Source organism: Caballeronia arvi, assembly GCF_001544695.2.
In the GTDB taxonomy this organism is placed as follows: Bacteria; Pseudomonadota; Gammaproteobacteria; order Burkholderiales; family Burkholderiaceae; genus Caballeronia; species Caballeronia arvi.
Window position 1 is genome coordinate 583477 of record NZ_FCOM02000001.1, and the last position, 14461, is coordinate 597937.

The 14461-nt window shown below is 65.2% G+C and carries 13 protein-coding genes; 4 read left to right on the top strand and 9 right to left on the bottom strand.

Annotation, left to right across the window (positions count from 1 at the left end; translation table 11 throughout):
• Window positions 1-84 precede the first annotated feature (84 nt).
• Complete coding sequence (locus AWB74_RS02585) at window positions 85-1311, bottom strand: BaiN/RdsA family NAD(P)/FAD-dependent oxidoreductase (protein WP_061145150.1); 1227 nt, start codon at window positions 1309-1311, stop codon at window positions 85-87.
• Window positions 1312-1386: 75 nt separating this feature from the next.
• Between AWB74_RS02585 and tsaD the strand changes: the two genes are divergently transcribed.
• Complete coding sequence (gene tsaD / locus AWB74_RS02590) at window positions 1387-2412, top strand: tRNA (adenosine(37)-N6)-threonylcarbamoyltransferase complex transferase subunit TsaD (protein ID WP_061145151.1); 1026 nt, start codon at window positions 1387-1389, stop codon at window positions 2410-2412.
• A 3-nt stretch (window positions 2413-2415) separates the two neighbouring features.
• Here tsaD and AWB74_RS02595 read toward each other — a convergent pair whose 3' ends face one another.
• Window positions 2416-3042, bottom strand: a complete 627-nt coding sequence (locus AWB74_RS02595) for a glutathione S-transferase family protein (RefSeq protein ID WP_061145152.1) — start codon at window positions 3040-3042, stop codon at window positions 2416-2418.
• Window positions 3043-3078: 36 nt separating this feature from the next.
• Window positions 3079-4311 (bottom strand): MFS transporter, encoded by a 1233-nt coding sequence (locus tag AWB74_RS02600; RefSeq protein ID WP_407642383.1) that lies wholly within the window; start codon window positions 4309-4311, stop codon window positions 3079-3081.
• A gap of 92 nt (window positions 4312-4403) precedes the next feature.
• On the opposite strand from AWB74_RS02600, the gene AWB74_RS02605 reads away from it, so the two are divergent.
• Entirely contained in the window at window positions 4404-5321 is a 918-nt protein-coding gene (locus AWB74_RS02605; RefSeq protein WP_061145153.1) for a LysR substrate-binding domain-containing protein, read from the top strand.
• Between the two features lie 6 nt (window positions 5322-5327).
• Here AWB74_RS02605 and folE2 read toward each other — a convergent pair whose 3' ends face one another.
• The 4 genes from folE2 to AWB74_RS02625 all read right to left on the bottom strand — a co-directional run bounded on the left by folE2 (window position 5328) and on the right by AWB74_RS02625 (window position 9507).
• A complete protein-coding gene (folE2, locus tag AWB74_RS02610) occupies window positions 5328-6134 on the bottom strand; it encodes a GTP cyclohydrolase FolE2 (protein ID WP_061145301.1) in 807 nt (268 codons plus the stop codon).
• Window positions 6135-6277: 143 nt separating this feature from the next.
• Window positions 6278-8194, bottom strand: coding sequence for a 1-deoxy-D-xylulose-5-phosphate synthase (gene dxs, locus AWB74_RS02615; protein WP_061145154.1), 1917 nt, complete (start codon window positions 8192-8194; stop codon window positions 6278-6280).
• A gap of 93 nt (window positions 8195-8287) precedes the next feature.
• Window positions 8288-9175, bottom strand: coding sequence for a polyprenyl synthetase family protein (locus AWB74_RS02620; RefSeq protein WP_061145155.1), 888 nt, complete (start codon window positions 9173-9175; stop codon window positions 8288-8290).
• Window positions 9172-9507: an exodeoxyribonuclease VII small subunit gene (locus AWB74_RS02625; protein ID WP_061145156.1), complete on the bottom strand. Its 336-nt coding sequence runs from the start codon at window positions 9505-9507 to the stop codon at window positions 9172-9174. The genes AWB74_RS02620 and AWB74_RS02625 overlap by 4 nt, the downstream gene beginning before the upstream one ends.
• Window positions 9508-9819: 312 nt before the next feature.
• On the opposite strand from AWB74_RS02625, the gene AWB74_RS02630 reads away from it, so the two are divergent.
• The gene (locus AWB74_RS02630) at window positions 9820-10926 is read left to right on the top strand and encodes an aromatic ring-hydroxylating oxygenase subunit alpha (RefSeq protein ID WP_061145157.1); all 1107 of its coding nucleotides are present in this window, start codon (window positions 9820-9822) and stop codon (window positions 10924-10926) included.
• Window positions 10927-11032: 106 nt separating this feature from the next.
• Window positions 11033-11902, top strand: a complete 870-nt coding sequence (locus AWB74_RS02635) for a sulfurtransferase (RefSeq protein WP_061145158.1) — start codon at window positions 11033-11035, stop codon at window positions 11900-11902.
• A gap of 7 nt (window positions 11903-11909) precedes the next feature.
• On the opposite strand, the gene AWB74_RS02640 is transcribed toward AWB74_RS02635, so the two are convergent.
• Both AWB74_RS02640 and AWB74_RS02645 read right to left on the bottom strand, forming a co-directional pair.
• Complete coding sequence (locus AWB74_RS02640; protein WP_061145159.1) at window positions 11910-12785, bottom strand: dienelactone hydrolase family protein; 876 nt, start codon at window positions 12783-12785, stop codon at window positions 11910-11912.
• 192 nt (window positions 12786-12977) lie between these two features.
• Window positions 12978-14342 carry an NAD(P)/FAD-dependent oxidoreductase gene (locus AWB74_RS02645; RefSeq protein ID WP_061145160.1) on the bottom strand — a complete coding sequence of 455 codons (1365 nt, stop codon included), beginning with the start codon at window positions 14340-14342 and terminating at the stop codon, window positions 12978-12980.
• Between the last annotated feature and the right edge of the window lie 119 nt (window positions 14343-14461).

A 14461-nucleotide genomic window follows, 5' to 3' on the forward strand; every position in this document is an offset into this window, starting at 1 on the left:
GAGCGGAGAGAATCCTCCGATGACCGTCCGAGTATAGCAAACGGGTCGGCTTTCCGAGGCTCGCCAAAACCCCGCGCCCGACACTTACGCGGCCGTTGCGGCGCTGCGTGCGAACTCAGCGGCGGCCTTGCCCGACGCGACGCCCGATGCCCACGCCCACTGGAAGTTATAGCCGCCGAGCCAGCCGGTGACATCGACCGCTTCGCCGATGAAATAAAGGCCGGCGATGCGCTCGCTCATCATCGTTGCGGACGAAAGCTCGCGCGTGTCGACGCCGCCGCGCGTGACCTCCGCCTTGCGATACCCTTCGGTGCCGCTCGGCGTGAGCGTCCAGTCCGACAGCGACGCGCCGAGCGCGCGCAAGGTGCGGTCGGGCAGATCGGCGAGGCGCGCATCGACGGGCACGCGCTGCGCTTCCAGCCATGCGTGCGCGAGCCGCGCGGGGACGTGCTCGGCCAGAAAATTGCCGATCTGCTTTTTCGCGCCCGCTTTGGCTTCGATGAGCATTTCGGTGGCGTCGGCATCGGGAAGCAGGTCGACGTGAATCGGCTCCGACGTGTTCCAGTAGCTCGATATCTGCAGCACGCCCGGGCCCGACACACCGCGATGCGTGAGCAGCAGGTCTTCATCGAACTCGCCGCGCGTTTTACCTTTGCCCGTGCCGATGCGCACCGGCAGCGAAAGCCCCGACAGCGCGGCGAACGGCGCCCAGTCGGCTGACGTGAACGTCAGCGGCACGAGCGCGGGACGCGTATCGATGAGCTTGTGGCCGAACTGCTTCGCGACGCGATAGCCGAAGTCCGTCGCACCGATCTTCGGAATGGACAGGCCGCCCGTCGCGATCACGAGCGCCGCCGCGCCGATCGCGCCCGCAGTCGTGTCGAGCGCGAAACGCGCGCCGTCGTGACGGATATCGTGCACGACGACCGGACGCCGCCACGCGACGCCGCCCGCATCGCACTCGCTTTTCAGCAGGTCGATGATCGTTTCGCTGGAGTCGTCGCAGAAGAGCTGGCCCTTGTGCTTCTCGTGCCATTTCACGCGATATTGCTTGAGCAGCGCGAGAAAATCGCGCGGCGTGTAGCGCGCGAGCGCGGAGCGGCAGAAATGCGGGTTCGCCGACAGAAAATTGGCCGGCTGCGCGTTGATGTTGGTGAAGTTGCAGCGCCCGCCGCCGGAGATGCGGATTTTCTCGGCGAGGCGTTCGGCGTGGTCGATGAGCACGACGCGGCGCCCGGATTGCGCGGCCACGGCCGCGGACATCATGCCGGCCGCGCCCGCGCCGATGACGGCGATATCGAAAGATTCCATGCGGGCATTCTACCCGCGGGACGCGCTTTGACCGCCGCTGCTATACTTTTCTGTTCCCTCCAGCGCATCACGCCCATGCTAGTTCTAGGCATCGAAAGCTCCTGCGACGAAACCGGCCTCGCGCTCTACGACACCGAGCGCGGCCTGCTTTCGCACGCCCTTCACTCGCAGATCGCGATGCATCGCGATTACGGCGGCGTCGTGCCGGAGCTGGCTTCGCGCGATCACATCCGCCGCGCGCTGCCGCTGCTCGAGGAAGTGCTCGCGAAATCCGGCGCCGAGCGCGCCGACATCGACGCCATCGCGTTCACGCAGGGACCGGGCCTCGCGGGCGCGCTGCTGGTGGGCGCGAGCATCGCCAATTCGCTCGCGATGGCCTGGGACAAGCCGACCGTCGGCATCCATCATCTCGAAGGGCATTTGCTGTCGCCGCTGCTCGTCGATGAACCGCCGCCGTTTCCGTTCGTCGCGCTGCTCGTGTCGGGCGGACACACGCAGTTGATGCGCGTGACCGATGTCGGCGTCTACGAGACTCTCGGCGAAACCCTCGACGATGCCGCCGGCGAAGCCTTCGACAAAACCGCGAAGCTGCTCGGCCTCGGCTATCCGGGCGGACCGGAAGTGTCGCGGCTCGCGGAATTCGGCACGCCCGGTGCAGTCACGCTGCCGCGCCCGATGCTTCATTCCGGCGATCTCGATTTCAGTTTCAGCGGCCTGAAAACCGCTGTGCTCACGCAGAGCCGCAAGTTCGACAACGTCTGCGAACAGGCGAAAGCGGATCTCGCGCGCGGTTTCGTCGACGCGGCCGTGGATGTGCTCGTCGCCAAATCGCTGGCCGCGCTGAAGAAGACGGGCCTGAAGCGGCTCGTCGTGGCGGGCGGCGTCGGCGCGAACCGGCAGTTGCGCGAGGCGCTGTCGGCGGCGGCGCAGAAGCGGCGCTTCGATGTGCATTACCCCGACTTGTCGCTCTGCACCGACAACGGCGCGATGATCGCGCTCGCGGGCGCGCTGCGGCTTTCGCGCTGGCCGGAGCAGGCCGTGCGCGATTACGCGTTCACCGTGAAGCCGCGCTGGGATCTCACGTCGCTCGCGCGCGCCTGATTTTTATCGCGGAGGGCTGAACGGCTGCACGATGGCTTTGAAGACCGGCAGCCCTTCGCACCGGTCGCTGTGGCCGATCAATGTCGGCCAGCGCGTCGATGTAAAAATCTCCGGATGCGCCTCGCGCGCAAAGCGCAGCGCACACGCCACCGCGATATCCGCGTGGCCGATCGAATCGCCGAACCAGTAAGGCGTCGCGCGCGGGGCACGATCGGCTTCCAGCGCATTCAGCACACGCTCCACCTGCCCCGTGCAGCGATCGAGCCACGTCTGCGACTTCTCCCGATGCATCACGCGTTCGTAGACGAGCGCGACGGCCTTGTCGGCGAGACCCGTCGCGAGCGCGCACACCTTCAGTGCCTGCCACCGCTGCGGCCCGCCCGATGCGACCATCGCGCGGGCGTCACCGGCCTGTTCGTCTAGATAGTCGAGAATCATCGTGCTTTCGATGAGCGCATCGCCCGAATCGAGCACGAGCGTCGGCACGCGGCAAAGCGGGTTGTAGGGCGCGATCTTGTCGGCATCGCCGAAGGTCGACCACGGGCGATGTTCGTAGGCCATGCCGTAGAGCTTCAGCGCGATGGCGATGCGCCGCACGAACGGTGAATCGTATTGGCCGATGAGGATCACGTTGCGCTCCGCGTGGTCGTTTGCAGGACGGCCAGTTTAAGGTCGCGCGGGCTCCGGGAACAACCAGAACGCGAACGACGCGCACACGCCTGCAGCCAGCCACACGATCGCCCACGAACTGGCCGCGAGCACGTGCGGCAGGACGAGCGGCGTCAAGAAGAAACTGGCGAACGCGGCCGTGTTTCCCATGCCAAGCGCGGTGCCGGCGCGTTGCGTGCCTGCGAGCGTCGCCAGTTCCGTGTACGCGACGCCGTGCCACGCCGAGACGCAGATGCCCGCGAAGACGAGCATGGCCGCGAGCAGCAACGGCGTGTGCGCGGCGCCCATCGCGATCGCCGCCGCCAGCGCGACGAACGATGCCGACGCCACGATCACCGACATCCTCAGATACGCGCGCCGATTGCCGTGCCGGTCCGTGTGACGGCCGCTCCAGACGCGCATCGCCATCGCGCCGAGCTGGATCGCGCCCATCGTCGCGCTGATCTCCGTCACGCCGAAATGGCCGGCATCGTGCAGGAATACGGTCGCGAAGGTCACCACCGCGATCTGCGGCACGCACAGGATGCCGATGCCGAGCACGACGCGCCAGACCAGCACGTTCGTGAGCGGCGCGGGGCCCTTGTGCGCCGCCGCGCGATGCGTCGCGTCCGGTGGCTCGCGCAGCCAGCGCCATGCGAACGCGCCGGACACCGCGCACATCGCCGCGAGCGCGCCGAAGACCGCCGCGAAGCCATGCGACGACGCCAGCCACGGCAGCAACGCCGCGCCGATGCCGCCGCCGAGCGGCACCGCGGTTTGCCGGATGCTCATCGCGAGACCGCGCTCGCCTTCGGCGAACCACGCCATCACCGCGCGTCCGCTCGATCCGTTCACGCTGCCGCCCAGCACACCGAGCGCGCACATCGCAAAGACGAGCCAGGCGAGCGTGGCCGACGATGGCACCGCGAAAAGACTCATCGCGACGAGCACAGCAGCAGTCGATAGCAGACCGGTCAGCAAAACGGGACGATCGCCCCAGCGATCCGTCAATACGCCCCACGGTAGCTCCGATATCGCGATCCCGAGCCCCAGCGCGCCCAGCACGAGCCCGAGTTCGCCGTTGCTCAGGTGATAGCCGCTGCGCATCCACACACCGGTGGTCGGGATGCCCGCCGCCGCGGCCGAAAAGCTGGCGTTGGCCGCCACGCCGACGCCGAGCACTTTCCAGCGATGCCCGACGCCGAATTCGGGAACACCCTTTATGAGAGAAGTGGCCATCATGCGGTCCATATAGGATTGACTTCACGCAGTTTGCAGGCTTAGCATCGTCCTGAAAATCGCAAAGTTTTTCATCGATCATTCGGAAAATCAGGACGATTGCCATGAGTCAGACGACTTTCGATCTCGCGGTGCTGCGCAGCTTCGTGGCGGGGATGGATCTGGGCAGCTTCGCGAAGGCGGCGGACCGCGTCGGACGCTCGACGTCGGCGGTGAGCGCCCAACTGCGCAAGCTGGAAGAACAGGCGGGCGCGGTGCTGTTTCGCAAATCCGGGCGCGGACTCGCGCTCACCGACGCGGGCGAGGTGATGCTCGCCTATGCACGGCGTCTCGTCGATCTGAACGATGAAGCCTCGGCGGCGATTCGCGGCGTCGATCTGGAGGGCTGGATCCGGCTCGGCTTGCAGGAAGACTTCGGCGAAGTGGTGTTGCCGGACGTGCTCGGCCGGTTCGCGCGGGCGCATCCGAAGGTGCGGATCGAGGCGCGCGTCGGACGCAATACGGAGTTGCTGGAGCGCATCGATTCGGGGCAGCTCGATCTCGCGCTCGCCTGGGGCGCGACGAGCGTCACCGGCGACAGCAACGCCGCGATGATCGCCGAGCCGATCGCCGCGCCGCGCATGCGCTGGATCGCGTCATCGGCGGTTCCGTGGCACTTCGACGCCGACGAGCCCTTGCCGCTCATCGCGTTCGATCGTCCGTGTCTTTTCAACAGCGCGGCGGCCGCGGCGCTCGACCGCGCGGGCATCAAATGGCGCGTGGCGTTCACGAGCCCGAGTCTGTCGGGATTGTGGGCGGCGGCCGCGGCGGGTCTGGGTGTGACGGTGCGGACGAGCTACGGATTGCCGGCAACCGTGCGCGCGATCGACGCGAGCGAATTCGGCCTGCCCGCGTTGCCTTCGATTCCGCTCGCGTTGCATCGCGCTGCGGGAAGCGCATCGCCGCCCGTCGAGCGGCTGGCGTCGCTGGTCGTGGCTTCGGTGCGGGAGACGCACGTTTCGTCGGAAACGGCGCTCGCCTGAAAAGACTTACGCGTCGCGGCGCTTGTCCCGCTCGATCACCGCGTACGCGCTGTGATTGTGGATCGACTCGAAGTTCTCCGCTTCGAGCACGTACGCGACGATGCGCTGATCCGCGTTCAGGCGCGTCGCGACATCGCGCACGAGGTCTTCGACGAACTTCGGATTTTCATATGCGCGCTCGGTCACGAACTTTTCGTCGGGACGCTTCAGCAAACCCCACAGTTCGCACGACGCTTCTTCTTCCGCGATACGGATCAGCTCCTCGACCGCGATGTCATCGGCGACTTCGGCCGTGATCGTCACGTGCGAGCGCTGGTTATGCGCGCCGTACTGCGAGATCTGCTTCGAGCACGGGCACAGGCTTGTCACCGGCACGAGCACTTTCATCGACATGCTCGTTTCGCCGTCGCGCCGCTGTGCGATGAACGTCACTTCGTAGTCCAGCAGGCTCTGCACGCCGGAAATCGGCGCCGTCTTCATCACGAAATACGGCAGCGTGACTTCGATGCGCCCCGAATGCGCTTCGAGCTTCGACAACATCACGGCGAGCAAACCGCGCAGCGCGTGCTGATCGAGCGGATGGCGATTCTCCTCCAGCAGCGCGACGAAGCGCGACATGTGCGTGCCCTTCTGATCGGCGGGCAGATGCACGTCGAGATTCCACACACCGACGCTCGGCTTGACGCCGCTTTGCGTCACCACCGACAACGGATGCCGCACGCCTTTGACACCCACGCGCTGAATCGCGATCTGGCGCGTGTCGGGCGTGCTCTGGACGTCGGGCATCACGAAGGCGGGATTCATCTGATTCATTTTGTTTGTCCTTATGCGCCGCGCGTCGGAGAAACGCGGGCGGTTCGAAACGTTGAAGCGCACACGGCGCGGATGAAAGTCCGCGCCGTGTGCCAAAGCGTTGATGCACGGCGCGCCCCGAGCGCGCCGTTCGAAGCGATGCGTCAGGCGACGCGCTTCGTCAGCTTGCCTGCGTGCGCGCTTTCGACGGCGTCGAGAAAGCGCTCGCGAATCGAGCGGACGATACCGGCCGCGTCGAGGCCCACGCTCGACAGCAGCTTGGCGGGATCGCCATGGTCGATAAAGACGTCGGGCAAACCGAGTTGCAGCACCGGCTTGATGACGCCGCTCGCCAGCAGCGCTTCGACGCACGCGGAGCCCGCGCCGCCCATGATCGCGCCTTCTTCGATCGTCACGATGGCGTCGTGCGTCGCGGCGAGTTCGCGCAGCAGATCGGCGTCGACCGGTTTCACGAAGCGCATGTTGGCGACGGTCAGATCCAGCTCTTCCCCGGCGGCGACCGACGGCGCGACCATCGTGCCAAACGCGCAAATCGCGATGCGCTTGCCCGAGCCGAGTTTCTGCGACGACTCACGGCGAATTTCGCCCTTGCCGACGGGAATCGCGGTCATCTGCTTGACGGTCGCGACGCCCGTGCCCGCGCCGCGCGGATAGCGCACAGCGGTCGGATTCGGCTGCTGCAGCGCCGTGTAGAGCATCTGGCGGCACTCGTTTTCGTCCGACGCGGTCATCACCGTCATGTTCGGAATGCAGCGCAGGAACGCGAGATCGTAGTTGCCGGCGTGCGTCGCGCCATCCGCGCCGACGAGCCCCGCGCGGTCGATCGCGAATACCACCGGCAGATTCTGCAGTGCGACGTCGTGGATCAACTGGTCATACGCGCGTTGCAGGAACGTCGAGTAAATGGCGACGACGGGCTTCATGCCATCCGCCGCGAGCCCGCCCGCGAATGTAACCGCGTGTTGCTCGGCGATGCCGACATCGAAATAACGATCCGGAAAGCGCTTCTCGAACTCCACCATGCCCGAGCCTTCACGCATTGCCGGCGTGATGCCGACCACGCGCGAGTCAAGCGCCGCGGCGTCGCACAGCCATTCACCGAACACTTGCGTGTAGGTCTTCTTCGCAGGCGTCGCCGCGGGCTTGATGCCTTCGGCCGGATTGAACTTGCCGGGACCGTGATAGAGCACCGGATCGGCCTCGGCGAGCTTGTAGCCCTGGCCTTTCTTCGTGACGACGTGCAGGAATTGCGGACCGCGCAGTTCCTTGATGTTCTGCAGCGTCGGGATCAGCGAGTCGAGATCGTGACCGTCGATCGGCCCGATGTAGTTGAAGCCGAACTCTTCGAAGAGCGTGGCCGGCACGATCATGCCCTTCGCGTGCTCCTCGAGCTTGCGTGCGAGATCGAGCACGGGCGGCGCATGGCGCAGCACGCGTTCGACGCCCGCGCGCGCGGCGGCGTAGAAACGGCCCGACATCAGACGCGCGAGATGGCGATTCAGCGCACCGACCGGCGGCGAGATCGACATGTCGTTGTCGTTGAGGATCACGAGCAGCGGCACGTCGTCGGCGACGCCTGCGTTGTTCATCGCCTCGAAGGCCATGCCCGCGGTCATCGCGCCGTCGCCGATCACGGCGATCGAAAAGCGGTTGTCGCCCTGCAGCTTGTTGGCGATCGCCATGCCGAGCGCCGCCGAAATCGACGTGCTCGAATGCGCGGTGCCGAAGGTGTCGTATTCGGATTCGCTGCGGCGCGGGAAGCCGGATATCCCGCCCAGTTGGCGCAGGCCCGGCATCTGATCGCGTCGGCCGGTGAGTATCTTGTGTGGATACGTCTGATGGCCGACATCCCAGACGATGCGGTCATTAGGCGTATCGAACACATAGTGCAACGCGATCGTCAGCTCCACCGTGCCCAGATTGGACGACAGATGGCCGCCCGTCTGGGACACGCTGTCGAGCACATAGGCTCGCAGCTCGTCGGCCAGCGGTTGCAGTTGGCGACGATCGAGGGCGCGGAGATCGGCCGGATCGTCGATGGTTTTCAGCAAGTCGTACATCGTCGTCCCATTTTAGGAAAACTGGCGTGATTCGTTCGGCGCGATTGTTTCATCAAAGCGATCGCGCCGTGGGCTTTGTCACGCGTTCAACAATCAATTCACCCGGTTCACAACCAGATCGGCGAGCTCCGCCAGGCGCTGGCCGCGTGCGCCGAACGGCTCGATCGCGGCGTGCGCGTCGCGGCCGAGCTGCGCGGCGAGTTCGCGCGACGCGTCGAGCCCGATGATCGATACATAAGTGGGCTTGTCGTGCTGCGCATCTTTGCCGGCGGTCTTGCCGAGCGTGGCGGAGTCGGCGGTGACGTCCAGAATGTCGTCGACGACCTGAAACGCGAGGCCGATTGCGGCAGCATACTGATCCAGCGACGCCAGCGCATCCGCGCCAGGATGCGCGCCCGCGAGCGCGCCCATGCGCACCGACGCGCGCAGCAGCGCGCCCGTCTTCTTGCGATGCATCGTTTCGAGTTCGGGCCGCGACAGCTTGCGCCCGACGCTTTCCAGGTCGATGGCCTGCCCGCCCGCCATGCCGAGCGAGCCGCTCGCGACCGCCAGTTCGCGCACGAGCGCGGCTTGCTGGGCATCGTTCAGGCCATTGCCTTCGGCGGTCAGCGCGACGAACGCCTGCGATTGCAGCGCGTCGCCGACGAGCAGTGCCGTCGCTTCGTCATATTGGATGTGTACCGTGGGCTTACCCCGGCGCAGTGCGTCGTCGTCCATGGCGGGCATGTCGTCATGCACCAGCGAATAGACGTGAATCATCTCGAGCGCCGCGCTCGCTGCTTCCACAGCATGCGCGCTCGCGCCGGTCAGCTCGCCCGCCGCGTGGACCAGCAGCGGTCTCACCCGCTTGCCGCCGCCCAGCACGGCATAGCGCATGGCCTCGTGCAGGCGCGCGGGCGCGATGTCCGTGCGCGGAAGCGTGTGTTCGAGTGCCGTCTCGACGCGGTCGAGCGTCGCGCGCATCCATTGTTCGAAGGTCATAGGTCGTCGTCCCCGTTGTCGTTTCCGGTTCCCGCACTCTGGGTCGCACGCTTTACCTCGGCGGGCAGCGGCTTGAGCGTCTCGCCGTCGAGAACGCGCACCTGCTGCTCGACTTTTTCGAGCTGCTGTTGGCAAAAGCCCACAAGCGCTGCGCCGCGGCGATATGCCGCGAGCGATTCCTCGAGACTCAACGCGCCCTCTTCCATGCGCGCAACGAGCGATTCGAGTTCGGCCAGCGCCGCCTCGTAGTTCTGTGGAAGCTGCGCGGCGTCTGCGCTCTCTACGTCAGCGCCGGATTTCTCGTCTGTTTCCTGGGCAGCGGTCTTCGCCATGAATCGTGGATGTGCAATTGAATTTTTGGAACCAAGTCGCACATTCTACGGCAAAAGCCAAATTTTCGACCTGCATCCGGTCTATCCGGAACGGCTAACACTGCGTTGTCGCATTCTCCGCCAATCCTTGCGGCATCGTGTCCTCCGCGTTCGTTTTCGGGGCCGTTGCGAGGAACTCTCGCGACAATTTATACCCAAATCAAGACCTTAAGCGCCCCTCTGTGGCGAAATTCGGTATAATCGCGGGCTCCCTAAATCGAATCTTCGATGGTTGGGTTGTTCACTGCTTTCACGTTTTCATCGGGAGTGGGAATGTCCAATCTGAGCAATGCATTGCAGCTGAACGCCATTCACAGTCAGCTGCCAGTCACGGCTTACTTTGACGAAGCGCTTCTTATGCGCGAACTCGACACACTTTTCAAGCAAGGTCCACGCTACATCGGGCACGAACTCATGGTGCCCGAAGCGGGAAACTATTTCGCGCTTCCGGGCGAGGGCGAAGGGCGCGTGCTCGTTCGTAATCAGCAGAGCAATATCGAACTGTTGTCGAATGTCTGCCGCCATCGCCAGGCGATCATGCTCAACGGCCGCGGCAGTGCCGACAACATCGTCTGCCCGCTGCATCGCTGGACCTACGATCTCGACGGTCAGCTGCTCGGCGCGCCGCATTTCGCGGACAAGCCCTGCCTGAACCTCGGCAAGACGCCGCTGCAGAACTGGCAAGGCCTGCTGTTCGAATCGGAGGGCCGCAACGTCGCCGCTGATCTCGCGAGGCTTGGCACCGCGCGCCACTTCGACTTTTCGGGCTTCATGTTCGATCACGTCGAAGTGCACGAGTGCAACTACAACTGGAAGACCTTCATCGAGGTCTATCTTGAGGATTACCACGTCGCGCCGTTCCATCCGGGACTCGGCAGCTTCGTCTCGTGCGACAACCTCGAGTGGGAATTCGGCGACTGGTACAGCGTGCAGACCGTCGGCGTCCACAAGAATCTCGAGAAGCCGGGCAGCCCGACGTACCGCAAGTGGCACGACGAAGTCCTGCGCTTTCGCAACGGCGCGCCGCCCGAGTTCGGTGCCATCTGGATGGTCTACTACCCCGGTCTGATGATCGAGTGGTATCCGCACGTGCTGATCGTGTCGTGGCTCATTCCGCAGGGAACGCAAAAGACGACGAACATCGTCGAGTTCTATTACCCCGAGGAAATCGCGCTGTTCGAGCGTGAATTCATCGAGGCGGAACGCGCCGCATACATGGAAACCGCGCGTGAGGACGATGAAATCGCCGAGCGCATGGACGCGGGCCGTCGCGCGCTGATGTCGCGTGGCGAGAACCAGGTCGGGCCGTATCAGAGCCCGATGGAATCCGGCATGCAGCATTTCCACGAGTTTCTGCGGCATCAACTCGGCGCGATCTGACATAGGCCGTTCGGCCAGTGTTGCGAAAAGGCGGGCTTTCGGGCCCGCCTTTTTGTTTAGACTAACGGTTCAAGCCCTCGCACATCAGCGCCGCTCAGGAGCCGTCATGCCGCACACTCACTACACCACGCTCATCTCGGCGACGAACCTCGCCGAACGGCTCGCCGCCGCGCCCGGCAGCATCCTCGTCTTCGATTGCCGCTTCGATCTGGGCGCGCCCGATTCGGGCGAAGCGGCTTACGGGCAAGGGCATATTCCCGGCGCGCACTATCTTCATCTGGATCGCGATCTGTCCGGCGCCAAAACGGGCACGAACGGGCGGCATCCGTTGCCTGAGCGCGCGGCGCTCGTCGCGAAGCTCGCGAGTTTCGGCCTGAACGAAGGCCAGCAGGTCGTCGCCTACGACGCGCACGGCGGCATGTACGCGGCGCGCGCGTGGTGGCTGTTGCGCTGGCTCGGGCACGATTCCGTCGCGCTGCTCGACGGCGGCCTGCAGGCATGGGAAGCCGCGGGCCATGCGCTCGACACGGCCGTGCCGCCCAAAACGCAAGGCACGTTCAAGGTGGGCGCGCCGCTGCAGGTGACCATCGACGCTCAGGCGATCGAACGCAGCATCGGCACGCGCGATCATCTGCTGATCGATGCGCGCGCCGCCGATCGCTATCGCGGCGAGAATGAGACGATCGACCCCGTCGGCGGACATATTCCCGGCGCGCTCAATCACTTCTTCAAGAACAACCTCACGCAGGAAGGCCGCTTCAAGACCGCGCACGAACTGCGCGAAGCCTTTGGCGCGCTGGTCGGCACGACACCGGCTGACCGCATCGTCCTGCAATGCGGCTCGGGCGTGACGGCCTGCCACAACGTCCTCGCGATGGAGATCGCCGGCCTGCACGGCGCCGCGCTTTATCCGGGATCGTGGAGCGAGTGGAGCGCCGATCCGGGCCGTCCTGTCGCGACTGGCCCGAATCCGTGAGGCCGGGTTACTTGACGCCGTGCTCGCGGAACCACGCGAGCGCGCGCTTCCAGCCGTCCTCGGCGTCCGCCTTGCGGTAGCTCGGGCGGTAATCCGCAAAGAACGCGTGCCCCGCATCGTCGTACACGACGAACTGCGAGTCCTTTGCGGGCGGCGGATCGTTCGCGAGCGCCTGTTTCATCTGCTCGAGGGTGTCCTGCGGGATGCTCTGATCCTGTCGGCCATAGAGGCCGAGCACCGGCACCTTGAGCTGGCTTGCGAGGTCGAGCGGATTGTTCGGCGTCATCTCCGTCTTGTTGCCGACGAGCCGCCCGTAAAACGCGACTGCCGCCTTGAGATTCGGGTTGTGCTCCGCATACAGCCACGAGATGCGCCCGCCCCAGCAGAATCCGACGATGCCTGCGCGCTTCGGATCGCCGCCGTGCTCGCCGGCCCATTTGATCGCCTGATCGATGTCGGAGAGCACCTGCGAATCCGGCACTTTCGATACGACCTGCTCGTTCAACTGCTGCATCGACGGATACGCCTTCGGATCGCCCTGACGCGTGAAAAGCTCCGGCGCGATCGCCAGATAGCCTTGTTTCGCGAAGCGCCGGCACACGTCGGCGATATGCTCGTGGACCCCGAAAATCTCATGGACCACGATGACGACCGGCAAATGCGTCTTGCCCTTCGGCTGGGCGCGATACGCCGGCACGAGCGTGCCGTCCGCGCCGCGAATGCCGATCTCGCCGGCTTCGAGGCCGTTCGTATCGGTATGGATGGTCTGGGCGGACACGGGCAGCACCGCGGCTGCGAAACCGGTGCCGATAGTTGCCTTGATGAAGGTGCGTCGGTCGAACGGGACGTGCGGAATGAGGCGGTCGACTTCAGGGTCTAGCATTGGATGGCTCCGCGGCAGGGCCGTCGCGTCATTTTTGCTGTGAAGTGCGGCGGCGTGGGTCCTCGAAACCGCGCGGCGAGCTCAAGGCTGCGCGCTGCGCGGCGCTGCACGACGATGAACGCGCGCCTTGAATCAAGCGCGCCGCCCATTCTAAACAGCTTTGAACGAACGGCGCAGCCGATCTATTCCACGTCAGTGCAACTTCACGCGGGGCGCGGTGGAGCGGCGCAGCCAATGCGCGACGGTATCGAGCACCATGCGCGCATAGCCGTGCAGCGCGGCCACGTGCAACCGGTACAGCGACATGTACATGAAGCGCGCGAAGAGCCCTTCGATCAGCATGTTGCCGCCGATCAGCCCGCCCATGAGATTGCCGACCGCGCTGTAATGCCCGAGCGACACCAGTGAGCCGAAATCGCGATAGGTATATTCGGGCAGCGGCTTACCCTGCAACATCCGCTCGAACGACTTGAACAGAAAGCTCGCCTGCTGATGCGCCGCCTGCGCGCGTGGCGGCACGTTGCGCTCGTTGCCGGGCCACGGACACGCGGCGCAATCGCCGAGCGCGAAGACGTTGTCGTCGATTTCGGTCTGCAGCGTGCGGCGCACGGTGAGCTGGCCGAGGCGGTTGGTCGGCAAGCCGTCGAGATTGGTGAGAATCGCGGGCGCCTTGATACCGGCCGCCCAGACCGTCAGGTCCGCGCGGATCATCTTGCCGCTGGCCGTGTGGATCGAATCGCGCGACACCTGCGCGACGGTTTCGCTCGTCATCAGCTTCACGCCGAGCTTGGTGAGCAGTTCCGCGGTCGCGATGGACACGCGCTCCTGCAGCGCCGGCAGGATGCGCGGACCCGCTTCGATCAGCACGATGCCGATATCGTGCTTCGGATCGAGCTTGTGCAGGCCGTATGCGGACAGCACCTGCGCGGTGTTGCGCAATTCCGCCGACAATTCGACGCCCGTCGCGCCCGCGCCGACGATCGCCACCTGAATGCGCGGCACCGGATCGACGCCCGGCTCGTCCTCGGCATCGTCCACGCCCGCCGCGACTGGCTCGGGCGCGAAGTGCTCGGCGCGCATGCAGGCCGCGATCAGGCGTTTGCGGAAGAGCTCCGCCTGACCGACCGTATCGAGCGCGATCGAATTTTGCTGCGCGCCTTCGACGCCGAAGAAATGCGTCGTGCTGCCGATCGCGACGATGAGCGTGTCGTATTCCAGCTCGCGCTCGGGCAAGAGTTCCCCCGCATGCTCGTCGCGCAGCGGGCCGACCGTGATGGTTTTCTTCGCGCGATTGAGCCCGACGAGTTCGCCCTGCTGGAATTCGAAGCCATGCCACAAGGCCTGCGCCGCGTATTCGAGTTCCTGCGTGAACGGGTCCATGCTGCCTGCCGCGACTTCATGCAGGAGCGGCTTCCAGATATGCGTCGGGTTGCGGTCGATGAGCGTGACCTGTGCTTTGGGTGGCGTCTTTTCGTCCGTCGAGCCGAATCGGTCGCCGAGACGCGTCGCCAGTTCGAGACCGCCTGCCCCTCCGCCCACGATGATGAAGCGATGCATGGAACTCTCCCTGTGCTTTTATTCGATCGACTGTCTTGTTTCCCTGCCTCGTCTGACCCATTGTGCGTAGCTTCGATGACAGTCACAAGCGCGTCACCGACATGTAGGGCATACGCGAC

Bases quoted from the DNA above. Each gene is read 5' to 3' on its own strand.
- AWB74_RS02585 (WP_061145150.1), bottom strand. From the start codon at position 1,311: ATGGAATCTTTCGATATCGCCGTCATCGGCGCGGGCGCGGCCGGCATG.
- tsaD (WP_061145151.1), top strand. From the start codon at position 1,387: ATGCTAGTTCTAGGCATCGAAAGCTCCTGCGACGAAACCGGCCTCGCG.
- AWB74_RS02600 (WP_407642383.1), bottom strand. From the start codon at position 4,311: ATGGACCGCATGATGGCCACTTCTCTCATAAAGGGTGTTCCCGAATTC.
- AWB74_RS02605 (WP_061145153.1), top strand. From the start codon at position 4,404: ATGAGTCAGACGACTTTCGATCTCGCGGTGCTGCGCAGCTTCGTGGCG.
- folE2 (WP_061145301.1), bottom strand. From the start codon at position 6,134: ATGAATCAGATGAATCCCGCCTTCGTGATGCCCGACGTCCAGAGCACG.
- dxs (WP_061145154.1), bottom strand. From the start codon at position 8,194: ATGTACGACTTGCTGAAAACCATCGACGATCCGGCCGATCTCCGCGCC.
- AWB74_RS02620 (WP_061145155.1), bottom strand. From the start codon at position 9,175: ATGACCTTCGAACAATGGATGCGCGCGACGCTCGACCGCGTCGAGACG.
- AWB74_RS02625 (WP_061145156.1), bottom strand. From the start codon at position 9,507: ATGGCGAAGACCGCTGCCCAGGAAACAGACGAGAAATCCGGCGCTGAC.
- AWB74_RS02630 (WP_061145157.1), top strand. From the start codon at position 9,820: ATGTCCAATCTGAGCAATGCATTGCAGCTGAACGCCATTCACAGTCAG.
- AWB74_RS02635 (WP_061145158.1), top strand. From the start codon at position 11,033: ATGCCGCACACTCACTACACCACGCTCATCTCGGCGACGAACCTCGCC.
- AWB74_RS02640 (WP_061145159.1), bottom strand. From the start codon at position 12,785: ATGCTAGACCCTGAAGTCGACCGCCTCATTCCGCACGTCCCGTTCGAC.
- AWB74_RS02645 (WP_061145160.1), bottom strand. From the start codon at position 14,342: ATGCATCGCTTCATCATCGTGGGCGGAGGGGCAGGCGGTCTCGAACTG.